Annotated in this window: 10 protein-coding genes, 3 pseudogenes and 1 other annotated feature; of the genes and pseudogenes, 3 read left to right on the top strand and 10 right to left on the bottom strand. The window is 56.7% G+C overall.

What is annotated here, in order from left to right:
- Positions 1-390: 390 nt before the first annotated feature.
- The 5 genes and pseudogenes from ACBR42_RS16115 to ACBR42_RS16135 form a co-directional block, all read right to left on the bottom strand.
- Positions 391-1,542: a hypothetical protein gene (locus ACBR42_RS16115; RefSeq protein WP_371208696.1), complete on the bottom strand. Its 1,152-nt coding sequence runs from the start codon at positions 1,540-1,542 to the stop codon at positions 391-393.
- A 646-nt stretch (positions 1,543-2,188) separates the two neighbouring features.
- A complete protein-coding gene (locus ACBR42_RS16120) occupies positions 2,189-3,223 on the bottom strand; it encodes a tyrosine-type recombinase/integrase (RefSeq protein WP_371208697.1) in 1,035 nt (344 codons plus the stop codon).
- A gap of 182 nt (positions 3,224-3,405) precedes the next feature.
- Positions 3,406-3,621 (bottom strand): annotated as a pseudogene (locus tag ACBR42_RS16125) (IS3 family transposase); the annotation flags it as partial.
- A 21-nt stretch (positions 3,622-3,642) separates the two neighbouring features.
- Positions 3,643-4,866, bottom strand: coding sequence for an IS256 family transposase (locus ACBR42_RS16130; protein WP_371208698.1), 1,224 nt, complete (start codon positions 4,864-4,866; stop codon positions 3,643-3,645).
- Between the two features lie 59 nt (positions 4,867-4,925).
- Positions 4,926-5,863: pseudogene (locus ACBR42_RS16135) on the bottom strand (IS3 family transposase); the annotation flags it as partial.
- Positions 5,864-6,178: 315 nt separating this feature from the next.
- Here ACBR42_RS16135 and ACBR42_RS16140 point away from each other — a divergent pair.
- Positions 6,179-6,592 (top strand): DUF6640 family protein, encoded by a 414-nt coding sequence (locus ACBR42_RS16140; RefSeq protein ID WP_371208699.1) that lies wholly within the window; start codon positions 6,179-6,181, stop codon positions 6,590-6,592.
- Between the two features lie 581 nt (positions 6,593-7,173).
- On the opposite strand, the gene ACBR42_RS16145 is transcribed toward ACBR42_RS16140, so the two are convergent.
- A complete protein-coding gene (locus tag ACBR42_RS16145; protein WP_371208700.1) occupies positions 7,174-8,382 on the bottom strand; it encodes an MFS transporter in 1,209 nt (402 codons plus the stop codon).
- Between the two features lie 259 nt (positions 8,383-8,641).
- Between ACBR42_RS16145 and bdcA the strand changes: the two genes are divergently transcribed.
- Both bdcA and ACBR42_RS16155 read left to right on the top strand, forming a co-directional pair.
- Positions 8,642-9,355 (top strand): SDR family oxidoreductase, encoded by a 714-nt coding sequence (gene bdcA, locus ACBR42_RS16150; protein WP_371208702.1) that lies wholly within the window; start codon positions 8,642-8,644, stop codon positions 9,353-9,355.
- 63 nt (positions 9,356-9,418) lie between these two features.
- Complete coding sequence (locus ACBR42_RS16155) at positions 9,419-10,051, top strand: TetR/AcrR family transcriptional regulator (RefSeq protein ID WP_371208703.1); 633 nt, start codon at positions 9,419-9,421, stop codon at positions 10,049-10,051.
- 67 nt (positions 10,052-10,118) lie between these two features.
- Here ACBR42_RS16155 and ACBR42_RS16160 read toward each other — a convergent pair whose 3' ends face one another.
- The 4 genes and pseudogenes from ACBR42_RS16160 to ACBR42_RS16175 form a co-directional block, all read right to left on the bottom strand.
- Positions 10,119-10,457, bottom strand: coding sequence for a type II toxin-antitoxin system PemK/MazF family toxin (locus tag ACBR42_RS16160; protein WP_058989286.1), 339 nt, complete (start codon positions 10,455-10,457; stop codon positions 10,119-10,121).
- Positions 10,454-10,756: a hypothetical protein gene (locus tag ACBR42_RS16165; RefSeq protein WP_371208704.1), complete on the bottom strand. Its 303-nt coding sequence runs from the start codon at positions 10,754-10,756 to the stop codon at positions 10,454-10,456. The genes ACBR42_RS16160 and ACBR42_RS16165 overlap by 4 nt, the downstream gene beginning before the upstream one ends.
- Positions 10,757-11,116: 360 nt before the next feature.
- Positions 11,117-11,800 carry a YoaK family protein gene (locus tag ACBR42_RS16170; RefSeq protein WP_371208705.1) on the bottom strand — a complete coding sequence of 228 codons (684 nt, stop codon included), beginning with the start codon at positions 11,798-11,800 and terminating at the stop codon, positions 11,117-11,119.
- 71 nt (positions 11,801-11,871) lie between these two features.
- A pseudogene (locus ACBR42_RS16175) lies at positions 11,872-12,794 on the bottom strand (IS3 family transposase); the annotation flags it as partial.
- Positions 12,702-12,819: a sequence feature (AL1L pseudoknot), on the bottom strand. It overlaps the preceding pseudogene by 93 nt.
- Between the last annotated feature and the right edge of the window lie 99 nt (positions 12,820-12,918).

Below are 12,918 nucleotides of genomic sequence, written 5' to 3' on the forward strand. Positions count from 1 at the left end.
TGTATGCTCTGGCTCAGGCTCTCCCCCGGGTAGCGCCAGTTGCAAATTCCCCATAACTGAACCCCGGTGTCGCGGGTTCGGTCTTCCCAGACTTTCGTACGCCTGGCGGCGCCCGAAACCCTTCAGGGATGCGGAATGTCGGCTGTCGGGAAGCGATAGCCGAAAGTAGCCATTCTCTGCGCTCATGTTCATGACGTGTACCAACCAGATATTGCCGTTCACCAAATGCGTTGCGAGTGTCCGGATCGGACATAAGCTGCCGGACAGCAAGCGACCTCTTCGCAGGCTTGCCCCCCAATTTCCGAGTGTCCCAAAGACGATATTCGCGGATGTGTTGAATTAGAATTCTTCTATCAGAGACAGAGAGCCGGGTTTGGCTTTATGCGGGCTTTAGTAACGACGAAGCGCCCGAGTGATAACCCCAACGACCATATCCGCAGAATCTATGCCGACTACAATATTGATCGTTTTGCCTGTCAACTGAACCACAGCATCCGAAAGCGGGCCATTCGCTGGCAACGCTATCCAGGCAGAAGCGACATTGGCGTCAAGCATTTCGCGAACCGTCAGCTCCCGCGGTGCAGTCATTCCATCATTGGTTTTGGTGTTGTCGGCAAGGAAACGGATCAGGTCAAGCGGCCCGAACGCCGCAAGTAGTGCACCTTGCCCGTCACGACAAATGGCCACTTGATGTTTGCGGTCGAACTGCGTTGCAACATTTTCGAGCGTCGTTTCCTCAGTAACAGGAATGTAATCGGGTGCTAAGCGCGACGCTAAGTTCACAAATCCTGCAGTGGAACCTCGCGGCCGGGTACGGATGATGGTGTTGAGCGTAGAATGATGCTTAAGCCATGCAGCTGTCTCGGCGCAACGCATAGTAACAAGCCCGACAATGTTGGCGTGAACTTCGGTGACGTTGAGATCCAAGATAGGCTCGTGGTGAGCGACGCGATTGCGAAACTCGTTGATGGAGCGGACCATCTGTTGGACATTATGTCGCGTTGTTGTCTTCGGCAGGTTCGGAAAGACGATGTTGAGGCCGGTTCGCCAGAGGTTGCCATAATTGGGCCGAAATAAATTCGACCAGAAATCGAAAGTCAACTCAGCAACGACCTGGCTACGCACGGGGGCCAAGCCTGCGCGTTTAATCGCTTTGTCGAGCGTTGCGAGGCCCTCTTTCATTAACACGGTATTGCGAAAACCGGCATGAAGGTGCCAAGTCGCGCCATACCTAGACACGAGCAACGCATCTATCGCGTTTCTCAGGGTTACCTCGACAACCCCAAGCGGGAACATAAACGCCTTAGCTACTCGTGCGTTGTAAAGGTATAAGGCAATCGCATAGGCTTCGTTACCGCCACCTTTCCTAAGATAAGTTGCAAATCGCGGTTCTGACAACGAGGCTCGGACTGCCGCAATTTGGTTTGACCGATTGGGGTATGGTACTTGACTTTCCGCCATAAATCCGTACAAAGTCCTTTTAGCAGCCGAATCGGCCCCACTGGCGTCAGCTATGCGCCCTCGGCACAAAATATAGAGCACCAGGTCAGGAATTTCCTCACCTGGTGTTTTTTTATCTACCGACTAACGTACAATTCGTCGATCATGCGGGTAGTCGATAAAGTGACAAATTAACATCATTTTACCAGCGCAACGCAAATTCTAATCAACACAAAACTTTTTTGCTAGTGTTCACTTTGTTGCACTTTCTAACCAAACCTGACATTCCGTCCGGTCTGAGACTGCGCATCTCGCCGAAACCGGACAGGCGAGATTTAGCGCAGTGACCAGTTCGTCGGCAGTCGACCAACATGCGCTCTTCTGATGTAGTGCCGGGAATATCGGATCACATCATTACCTGCCGATCTCCGCACTTTGAGGGCAGGTCGGTTCCTCGCTACCAAAACTACCGTTCGTCGCGGTGAAGCGACCGGGCGAATGCGCCCATGGCTTCGCGGCCCGGCGCTCCCTCCAACACCGATTTTTACAGCGTTCTACGTAAGAGATGTTGGACTTTATCGGGCTTTTTCTGAGCGCTAGTTTCAGAAGAAGCGCCTCGGATCATCGCTTTGGGAGGGGCTTTAGGGACGCGGTCTATCGCTGCTCGCCTGACAATGTCGGCTTTCGAGCAACCGCCATCACCACTTCGACGTCCGACATGACGGCGAAACCAGCCCCTTTCCTCCCGTCACAACCCAACCTTCCCGGCCGGACTGTCAACCACGAGATCGAGTAGTTCGATATAGCCCCGCGTGCTGCGCGGATCGCGGTGACGGACGTGACGGCGGATTTCCTCCTCGCGCACGCCGCCGAGATAGGCTTCGGTGATGAAGCCGGAACGCAGGCCGTGCGGCGTCAGCCGGGCGAGGATCTCCGGCGCGAACCCGGCCCTCTCCCCGCGCCGGCGCAGGATCTGGCGCACGGCATCCGGATGCAGTCCCGTACTGCCGATCCGGCCCGAGGCCTCGACCTTGCGGAACAGGGGACCGACCCCGCGCCGGGCCACATCCAGCCAGGCCTCCAGCGCCCGGACCGGGCAGGTTTCGGGCTGCTGCCCGCGGGCGAGGCCGATTACCGCCCCCTCCCCTGTCTGGTCGGTCTTGCTGGACCGGATGCGCAGCTGCAGGCCATGCGCCATCGGTGTCACGTCCTCCACCTGCAAGCCGACCAGTTCCGACCGGCGCAGGCCGCCGGCGAAGCCCACCAGCAGCAGCGCCCGGTCGCGCCGCCCCCGGGGCGACAGGTCACAGGTGGCCAGCAGATCCACAAGCAGGGTGCGGCGCACGGCCACGGGCTTGCGGACCGGCTGGCGCTGCGTCCGCAGCACGCCCTGTAGCGGCCCCTGGATGGCCCGGTGGCCGGCATTCCAGGGCCAGTCACCGAACCGGTGGGCCTTGCCAATGGCGGCCAGACGGCGGCGGATGGTATTCGGGGAAAATACCCCGGCGAGGCTGGCCAGATAGGCCCCGACGGTTTCGGGCGTGGCGGGCAGCGGCTGGAAACCGGTCTGCCGGCACCAGGCCTGGAAATGCGCCCAGTCGGCCCGATAGGCCCGCAGCGTGGCCGGTGCCGTGGCCCGGCTTGCGAACCGGATGGCCGTCTCCAGCGCCGCCGCCCCTACCGGGGTCGGCTGCGGCCCACCCTTCTCCGTGTCCGCGACGGGGAGAAAACCGGAAACCGCTATCCGGTCCAGAAACTGGTTCGCAGAGATTCTGACGGTCATAGAACCAGGATGACAGTCCCGGGCAGGCGATTCAACCGGTATCAATGCCACCACACGCGATAAGCGTATTTATCGCGTCTGGTAAGGTCAATGCAGGGAATTCCGCACCCGGAAAACCGGCTTTCCTCCCGATCAGCAAGGGAATGGACTTGTGACGGTTTTGTGCCGGTATGTGATCTCTTTTACGCGGCTTTGGCCTCGAAAGCGAGAGGGCTGATACTCCCGAGATAGGAATGGCGCCGTCGCGGATTATAGAAACCGTTGATGTATTGAAAGATGGCGGCTGTTGCCTGACGCCGTGTTGGCCAACTTTGTCTCCAAAGCATTTCAGCCTTCAGGCTCTTGAAAAAGGTCTCGACCACGGCGTTGTCATAGCAGTTTCCCTGAGACTGTGTAGAATTTTGTGCGGTGCCATTTTTTCAGGCCATTGGGAAGCGATCATCGAACATGATTGCGAGCTGGCATCTGACAGCGTGCCATTCGCGCACTGAGCGCTTCCACTCTGATGAGGTAGCATTGAGCGCCAGGTAAATCAATTTTGCGGCGGCCTCGTCACTCGGGAAGTGGCCGCGGGTGCGCACGGCGCGACGGATCTTTGCGTTCAGGGCCTCAATGGCATTCGTCGTGTAAATCAGCCTACGCACTTCGGGGGGGTAATCAAGGAACGGGATGACCTCATTCCAGGCCCTGCGCCAACTGGGCGCGATGGCCGGGTATTGCCTGGCCAGATCGCTTTCCTCGAACCTGCCGAGGGCTGCCTCGGCCTCCCTGGCGTCCACTGCCGTGTAGATCGCCTTGAGAGCGGTCGCGACGGCCTTGCGGTCCTTGTAGCTGGCAAAGCTCATGGAATGACGCAGCAGATGAACGATGCACGTCTGAATACGGGTCCTGGGGAAGGCCGCCTCAATGGCCTGCGGAAAGCCCTTCAGTCCGTCGACTACGGCGATCAGGATATCCTGCACACCCCGATTGCGCAGGTCACTCAGGACCTTGGCCCAGAATTTGGCACCCTCATTCGCCTGAAACCATAGCCCCAGAACGTCCCGCGTGCCGTCGGGCAGGATCGCGAGCGCGACGAAGACGGCCTTGTTCGAGACTGTCCCGTCACTGCGGATATTAACCCGGATCGCGTCCATGAAGACGATCGGATAGCAGGGTTCCAGCGGGCGGTTCTGCCAGGCGACGACCTCCTCCATCACCGCGTCGGTAATCGCGGAAATGAGGCTCGGTGAGGCCTCAACGCCGTAGATTTCCTCGATATGCCCCTGGATCTCGCGGGTCGTCATGCCCCGGGCATACATACTGATAATCTTGCGGTCGAACTCGGGAAAACGACGCTGATACTTTGCGATCAGCATCGGGTCAAACGTGCCGTTCCGATCCCGGGGAATATCCAGGACAACCTTGCCGCTCTCCGTGGTCACGGTCTTCCGGCTGCTGCCGTTTCTTCGATTGGGCGGCAAGTTACCCTCGGCAAGAGCCCTATTGGCGCACTCCTCATCAAGATGAAGGTTCATCTCCGTGTTGAGCGCTCGCTCCGCCAGAGCCTTCGTCAATTCCGAGAGTATGCCGCTTTTGCCAAACAGGTCGCCAGGTGAACGACCTTCCATCAGACGGTCCAGAAGATCTTTATCAATGCTCATGCGGGGGGGGCCTCTTCGAGCAAGTTATCACCACACCGCACAAAATTCAGGATAGTCCCGTTTCCCTTGCCGGACATGGACGGTGTCATCTTGTATTCCGTCAGCTTCTTCTGAAAATCATGGGAGCAATATTGGCTGCCGCGATCAGAATGAAAAATACAGCCAGGTGATGGATTGCGTAGACGCACCGCCATATCGAGTGCCCTGATAGCGAGGTCCTTTTTCATCCGGTCACTGGCGGCCCAACCGATAACGCGGCGGCTGAACAGGTCAATGACGACGGCAAGGTAGAGCCAGCCTTCGCTGGTCCAGATATAACTGATGTCGCCTGCCCATTTCCGATTGGGGGCGTCGGCCATGAAGTCGCGGTCCAGAATATTGTCGGAAAAACCAAGAGAATGCCGACTATCGGTCGTGACTTTGTGCCGACGCGTACGTACGGGACGAATACCGTTGGCTTTCATCAGTCGCCCCACACGGCGTTCACCAACCCCAAGCCCTGCTTCCTTGAGTTCCATGGTCATCCGCGGACGGCCATAGGTCCGGTTGCTCAGGGCATAATGCTCGCGGATATGCGCCAGAACCTTCAGATCGGTGCGCTAGCGCTCGCACATGGGCCGGGAAACCCATGCTCGGTAGCCACGCGTCGAGACCCGTAGAACCCGACACAGATCGGCGATGGGCCAGCGGTCACGATGTGCCCTGATAAACGCAAACCTCACGTCTTTTGGCTCGCGAAGAACTGCGTGGCTTTTTTTAATATTTCCCTCTCCTCCCGCAGGACACGGTTTTCCAGGCGAAGACGCTCATTCTCCCGGACGAGGTCCGTCGACGCTTCAGGCGCTGTCAGATCAGTCGACCGATACTGCGAAATCCAGTGGCTCAGCGTTGATTTGCCAATCCCCAGATCCGCCGCAACCCGTGTCCGGGACAAACCGCTGCTCAGCGCGATCCTGACCGCCTCGCGGCGAAACTCTTCCGTCTGCTTCAATGCCATAGTCTCATGCCCTTCCTGTTGAAAGCTTTAAACGCTCAGTCAACCGGCACAAAACCGTCACAAGTCCATGACGTATCTGTCCCATAACGCTTCCTTCCACTCTCGTGAAAATACCACACCATCAAACCCCGGGACTAAACACCTAGGGCACTTCACTTGACCGCAGCAAGACAGATATGCGATCTGAGGCATGGACGTGTAAAAGTCACAGCCCGGTAGGTAGTCCGGGTGGCATTTACGCTCGTACAAGTCGCCCACATGTGTGGGACCGACCTCCGGCACGTCCTTTTCCAGCCAACGGAAAAGGTGTGTCTTATGGATATCGCAAAATACCTCATCGCCTTCGTGGCGGTGTTCAACTTCGGTGGCTTCGTGGCCGACGCGCTCGTGCCCGCTACCGCCAGGCAGCATCTGTGGAACCCGCACTGGCCTCCCCATGCCAAGTTTCACAACGCGCAAACGATGCTGATGGGGTTCTTCGGCGGCGGGTTATCGCTCGCCATCCTATTCGGCTCGCATCCGCTGACGCTGCCGATGTTCCTGTTCGCGACGGTCGCGGCCGCCAGCTACTTCGTCTCGATGGCGCTCGCACCGATCTTCCCCGGCACGGCGTGGACCGATCCGGAGTTCGAGGCTGAAACCTCGAGGCCAGCCGGCCTCGCCCCACAACAGCTCATTACCTACGCCGTGTGCGTGATCGTGCTGATTGCCGTCGCGCTCGCTATGTGATCGCGTTGAAGAGGGGCGGCTCGGAGTTTTCCAGCAACTCCAACGTAATAAGTAGAAGTTTTTACTTTCAGCCTTCCCTCTCGGGAAGGCTGGGAACCCAGGTCAATAACCTCGCGCAGCTCTATTCTCTTGCTCCGGCGTCCCATAACTGGATCGGTAATCCCCCCATAAAAAGTGGCTTTTGAATGAGAATTCAGGCAGCTGTTTTTATGGGGGGATTACCGTAGCACATCGTAAGAGTTCGAGAGCCCTGATTGCTGCCGAGGTCGGCTATGCCAGCCCCACCCAGTTCAGCCGGGACTGCAAACACCATTTCCATCGCCGCCCGACTAAAGAAACCAAATGGATGCGTAAACATCTGGGAGAGCCGGTTTAGTCGTCAAAAATCTGAAATCAATGGGATTACCTTCTATCACGTTCCAAGATAAACCATCAGAATACTTTAATAAAAAATTTTAGGCAATCTTTAAAAAGTGAATTAAAAATAATTCCTGAAGTAAAGCTTAATTTTATAATAGACTTTTATAAGAAAACATCAAAAATATGAATTAATTTCCTATTATTTAAAATAATAAACGCAATTATAATTCAGAGTTATGCTGCGAAAGACGATGACCTGCCCGAAAACCGTATGAGCGCGCCAGCCATGCAATACCCAAACCACAGGCCAGAAGGCCCAGCATCACCCATGCAAAAGAGGAAGCGCCATATAGATTCAGCAGTATCCCTCCCAGAAGTCCTCCCCCAGCGATTGCACTATTCCAGACCACAACATTCATAGACAGCGCGACGTCAGCCCCCTTTCCAGCTGCATCAGCCAGAGCAGTTTGGAGTAATGTCGCAGCCCCACCAAAAGTCAGTCCCCAAACAGTTACACCTGCCCAGACGACAGCAGGAAAGCTGGCCCCCACAGTAAAAATGGCGCAGACTCCAGCGAAAACCGCCAGGCTGACCAGAACGGTCGTTCGTAGCGCATGGTCTACCAACTTTCCGGTCAGTCCGATCCCACCCAGTGCAGCAATGCCAAAAACCAGCAGTACAAGATCTGCCTTTCCCGCCAGCCCCGATGGGATAAGAAAAGGCACGATATAAGTGTAAAGAATATTGTGCGCGAGCATCCAAAAGACGACGACACCAAGAACCGATCGAACCCCGGGTGTAATCAGAACATGCCGGAACGGCAGACGTTCCTTATCAGACACTCCCGGAAAGTCTGGCACTGTCGCCAATACCCAGCCTGTCAGAAAAAGTGTAAAGATCGACATCATCCCAAAGGCCAGCCGCCATCCTAGCGCGCTCCCCAGCCAAGTTCCTGCCGGGACACCGAGAGAAAGCGCAATAGGCGTGCCCACCATGGCAATAGCCAGCGCCCGTCCCTGCTGGTCATGCCTCACCATCCGCCGCGCATATCCTGCCAGAAGCGCCCACGCCAAGCCAGCGGCGGCTCCCGCGCTGTAACGGGCAGCAAGTGTCAGCCAGTAATCCTGAGAAAGGGCCGTTATGGCATTGAATACCAGGAAGCCAACGATCGCCAGAAGCAGAACAGTCCGTCGTCGCCATCTTTGGGTCGCAAGCATCAGTGGGATGGTGGCACTCAGAGAGCCCACAGCATAAGCCGTCACCATCTGCCCTGCATAGGCGGGTGATATATGTAGGCCAGTGCTGATCTCCGGCAGCAAGCCTGCTGGGAGTGTCTCTGTCATAATGCACAGGAAGCCTGTCATTGCGAGAGCCAGAAGACCGGCTACCGGTAAGCTATCATCTGACGATGGAGATAGACGTTCGGTCATTTGTAACTCACATATATGTATCGGACGGTCCATATATGTGCATAACCGATATTTAGCAACGAATTTCTGGACCGGTCAGTATTGAAATATGCCGGTCAGAGGAGACAAAACCATACTGTGGGAAGCAGAGGGCAATCTTTCAGTTTCTGGAAAGCAATCATCTAAAAATTATTTCCGTATCATTTGGTACAGAATAAACTTGCGCGCCGCCGTCTTTTTTGTTCTGTATTGATCGGTACAGAATGTGAGGGATCATAACGTGGCAAAACTTTCAGGAAAAAAAGCTTTGATCATCGGCGGCAGCCGGGGGATCGGAGCTGCAATCGTCAAACAACTATCCAGCGAAGGCGCATCCGTGCGCTTCACATGGGCCGGTTCGCGCACAAAAGCCGAAGACCTTGCCCGCCAGACCGGGGCAGAAGCCATTCAGGCGGATGCAACTGACCGCTCCGCAATTCTTGCCGCCACGCGCGACGTCGGCCCCATCGATATCTTTGTCTTCAACGCCGGAATCTGCATCGCCGGAGATCCGCTGACGCTCGATCCAGACGACATTGATCGCATGATCGATATCAACATTCGCGCTGCCTATCACGCTTCGGTCGAAGCCGCCCGGTCCATGCCGGATGGGGGCCGGATCATCCTGATCGGCTCCACGAACGCCAACCGGGTACCTTTCACGGGACTGGCGGCGTACAGCATGACAAAATCCGCACTGCAAAGCATGGTGCGCGGTCTGGCACGAGACTTTGGGGATCGTCACATCACGGTCAACGTCATCCAGCCGGGACCGACCGACACGGATATGAACCCGGCCAACGGTCCACAGGCCGATCTCATGCACAGCGTCATGGCCATCAAGGAACACGGCTCCGCAGAGGATGTCGCCGCCTATGTCTCGTTTCTGGCCGGTCCTGCGGCGCGCGGCATTACCGGAGCCATGCAGACCATTGACGGTGGATTCAGTGCGTAATGCTGGCAATCCATTTCCGGATCGATTAGTATAGAAAATTATTCACACCAACGGAGACACTGCATGGCCCGGACAGGACGGCCCCGTGAATTTGATCGGGACAAGGCGCTGGAGGCCGCGCTGACGCTGTTCTGGAAGCAGGGTTATGAACCGACGTCGCTGAACCAGCTCAAGGCCAGCATGGGGGACATTTCGCCCGCAAGCTTCTACGCTGCATTCGGCTCCAAGGAAGCGCTGTTTCACGAAGTCGTGCAGCGTTATCTGGAAACTTACGGTCAGGTCATGGCACCGCTCTGGGACGAAACACTTGCCCCACGGGACGCCATCGAACAGACCCTGCGACGCTCCGCCCGCATGCAGACGACCCGCTCGCATCCCACCGGCTGCCTGACTGTGCTGGGAGCCGCCAACTGCTCGCCAGAAAACCAGCCCGTGCAGACCCTTCTGGCTGCCGAGAGGGAACGTAACCGCAAAGGTATCAAAGCCTGCGTGGACCGGGCCATTGCAAACGGGGAACTGACAGGCTCGTCTGCTACCGAAACCCTGCCCACGCTACTGGCAACCTTTCTCCACGGCATGGCCTGCGAAACTAGGGATGGCGACAGTGCAAAAAAACTGGATGCAGCCATCACGACGCTCATGCAGGTCTGGGATAGCCTCGCGCCAAATCACCGACCCGCCCTGCACAGACAGTAAGCCATCCCCTATCGAACAGGGTAATTTCCAGCTATCGCATCCGTCTTTTTGTCCAGATTGCACGCGATCATGGAAGGCGGCCGACCGACAGACCGAGAAAGACTGACAAAGCCTGATCGACCTGACGCAAAGACGAGACCTCCAGATGTCCGAAAACCGGACCGATTTTTTCCTGTGGCAAGGACACCGCCCGATCAATCATCACCTGCGACAGGCGGCGCAAGCCGTTCGTCGTGCTGGGGACAACCGTAATCCGGAACAAAGGCCAGTCCTGCACCGTGCTGGTCAACCGCAACACAGTCACGGCCGGCAGGTCAGAAAAGGCGTCAGCCTGTATGACAAGGGCCGGACGCGGTTTACCATAATCACCATTGACGGCGATCGTCACCAGATCACCGCGTTTCACGCCGTCCACTCATCCTGGAAATCATCTTCCTCGAAGAGCGCGTCCAGTTCGCGCAACACCTGAGCTTCATCACTTGCCGGATCACACGCCAGCGCCGCCACTTCACGGGATTGCCGCCGCGCTTCCGTCTCGAAAGCACGCTGTTCTCGCCGCGCGACATAAGCACGCATGAAATCCCGCAGCACTTCAGCCGCAGGCCGTTCATCCGCACGGGTTGCCGCCGTGAACGCTGCCTTCAGTGCCGGGTCAATCCGGAAGTTGAAATTCTCCGCCTTCGGATGGGAAGTGGTCCGGGGCATCATCGCCTCCTGATCTAAAGTCAGAAGCTTATTATGCAATTACATTATGCAAAACACAAGGTAATTGCATTCCGCTCGCCTCTTCCTGATAAAGGACATTATCTGGAGGAGACAAAGCAAAGACCGCTTTATCCTGTTTGAACCCTCCCGGAAAAACCACCATGCAGCCCTTGATACACCGTGGCTCCAGTTTGTCACAATCAGACTATAGCCTGTTTGGGTCAATCTAATTTGCATGAAAGAAGGGGGGAAGGAGAATGTCGGCTGTCAGGCATGAAAACCCGACCTGACCGAGAGGCATATTCGCATTCGTAAACGCGTTACGTCCCACGTCTGATCTGGTCCTGCCGGACTGAGTGTTCAATTATCGTCTTGCCCTGCACGCTCTGTTTTCCAGATATCCCGGTATAGAAAGACAAGGATCGGGACGGGCCACAGGAACGGAAAACTACCGTGCAAGGCCAGCCCCATGGCGGCGGCTATCACGCCAGCCAGAAAAGCCCCCCACAAAAGTAGCGGCAGAAAAATGCTTCCTGCAACAGGGCGCGTATTCCTGTCCGGCGCAAGATATGAGGCAATCCATTCCGCAATTCCCGATGCGGCTTTCAGCAGGTTTGTCGTGACGACGATCGTGGGCATGGGCGTGCCGGAAAACTTCGCGATCGTCTCGCCCTGCACGGCCAGAAGTGCTGGCAGCACGCAAAATTCGCCCCAGTAACGCAGGGACGATCCATGCACGACCTGCGCCACAACCATAAAGATTGTCATCACCATGACACCATAAGCTGGCGACCATAACAGCCGCATCAGGCCGGACAGGATGGCAGTAAGGAAAAAGACACCCAGCACACCGACCAGAAGGAGGCCATGATGCCAGTTCCCACTGACAAACGATGCTCCCATATGTGTAGTATTGCCTGTCATCGCACCAGCAAAGATGCCGCCCAGATCAACAAAACTCAGGGCATCCACATAGCCTGCGACAAGCCCGAGAATGAAAACCCGCCGAGCGGAAATCGAGACCGGAAGAATGGAGGAGGGCATTATTGCGACCGGGAGGTGATTGACGGATAGTGAACTGCCCCGGGTTTACCGGAGAGCGATTTGTTCAGTAATCAGGCTGCGATATCAAGTTTGCTCTGATCTGCATAGAAGGCGCGTTCGGCTTCGGCGGGAGGCCTGTAGCCGATTGGCGCCAGCAGGTGTCGGTTATTGTACCAGTCCACCCATTTGAGGGTTTCCCATTCGACCTGCGCCATGGATTTCCATGGCCCCAGATGATGGATGACCTCGGCCTTGTATAAACCGTTGATGGTTTCCGCCAGTGCATTGTCGTAGCTGTCACCAACCGTGCCGACCGAGGCATCGATGTCAGCCAGTGCCAGGCGTTCGGTGTATCGGATCGGCAGGTATTGTGATCCACGGTCCGAATGATGGATCAGCACTTTGTTTCCCGCGGGCTTTCGTTGCCAGATGGCCTGTTCAAGGGCATCGAGCACGAACTGGGTAGTCATGGAAGTCGAGACCTTCCAGCCCACGATCCTGCGGGCAAACACATCAATGACGAACGCCACATAGACCATGCCATTCCAGGTCTGGACATAGGTAAAGTCCGAGACCCAGAGCTGGTGGGGGCCTCAGCTCGGAACTGCCGGTTGACCCTGTCATCGGGACAGGGGCGCGCCGTATCCGGACGGGTCGTGATGACCTTCCGGCCCCGGATCACACCCTTCAGACCCATCTTGCGCATCAGACGCTCAACAGTGCAGCGCGCGACCTGTCGCCCTTCACGCTTCAGGCTGTGCCAGACCTTACGCACACCATAAACAGCACGGTTGTCCTGCCAGATCCGAAGGATATGTTCCATCAACTCCCTATCGCGCCGCGCACGCGGGCTGGCCTTGGCCGGATCTCTTGCCATGACCGCCTGCTGGTAAAACGTGGACGGGGCAATCGGCAGAACGCGACAGACTGGCTCGACCCCGTAATCGGCACGATAGGCTTCAATAAACGCGATCATTTGCGAAACGGGCGGTCGAGTATCCGTCTTGGTCAAGGACGCACAGGAAGCCAATCCCGATTTTCGCGCAGCAGGGTGTTGGCCAGAACAATGATACGGCGCATGATCGCAGTGATGGCGACTTTCTTGGCCTTCCCGGCTT

The organism is Komagataeibacter sp. SM21, assembly GCF_041402665.1.
Lineage (GTDB): Bacteria > Pseudomonadota > Alphaproteobacteria > Acetobacterales > Acetobacteraceae > Komagataeibacter > Komagataeibacter saccharivorans.

What these genes read in the sequence shown, in the direction of transcription:
- ACBR42_RS16170 (WP_371208705.1), bottom strand. Translation starts at nt 11,800, where the DNA reads ATGCCCTCCTCCATTCTTCCGGTCTCGATTTCCGCTCGGCGGGTTTTC.
- ACBR42_RS16155 (WP_371208703.1), top strand. Translation starts at nt 9,419, where the DNA reads ATGGCCCGGACAGGACGGCCCCGTGAATTTGATCGGGACAAGGCGCTG.
- ACBR42_RS16130 (WP_371208698.1), bottom strand. Translation starts at nt 4,866, where the DNA reads ATGAGCATTGATAAAGATCTTCTGGACCGTCTGATGGAAGGTCGTTCA.
- ACBR42_RS16140 (WP_371208699.1), top strand. Translation starts at nt 6,179, where the DNA reads ATGGATATCGCAAAATACCTCATCGCCTTCGTGGCGGTGTTCAACTTC.
- ACBR42_RS16165 (WP_371208704.1), bottom strand. Translation starts at nt 10,756, where the DNA reads ATGCCCCGGACCACTTCCCATCCGAAGGCGGAGAATTTCAACTTCCGG.
- ACBR42_RS16120 (WP_371208697.1), bottom strand. Translation starts at nt 3,223, where the DNA reads ATGACCGTCAGAATCTCTGCGAACCAGTTTCTGGACCGGATAGCGGTT.
- ACBR42_RS16145 (WP_371208700.1), bottom strand. Translation starts at nt 8,382, where the DNA reads ATGACCGAACGTCTATCTCCATCGTCAGATGATAGCTTACCGGTAGCC.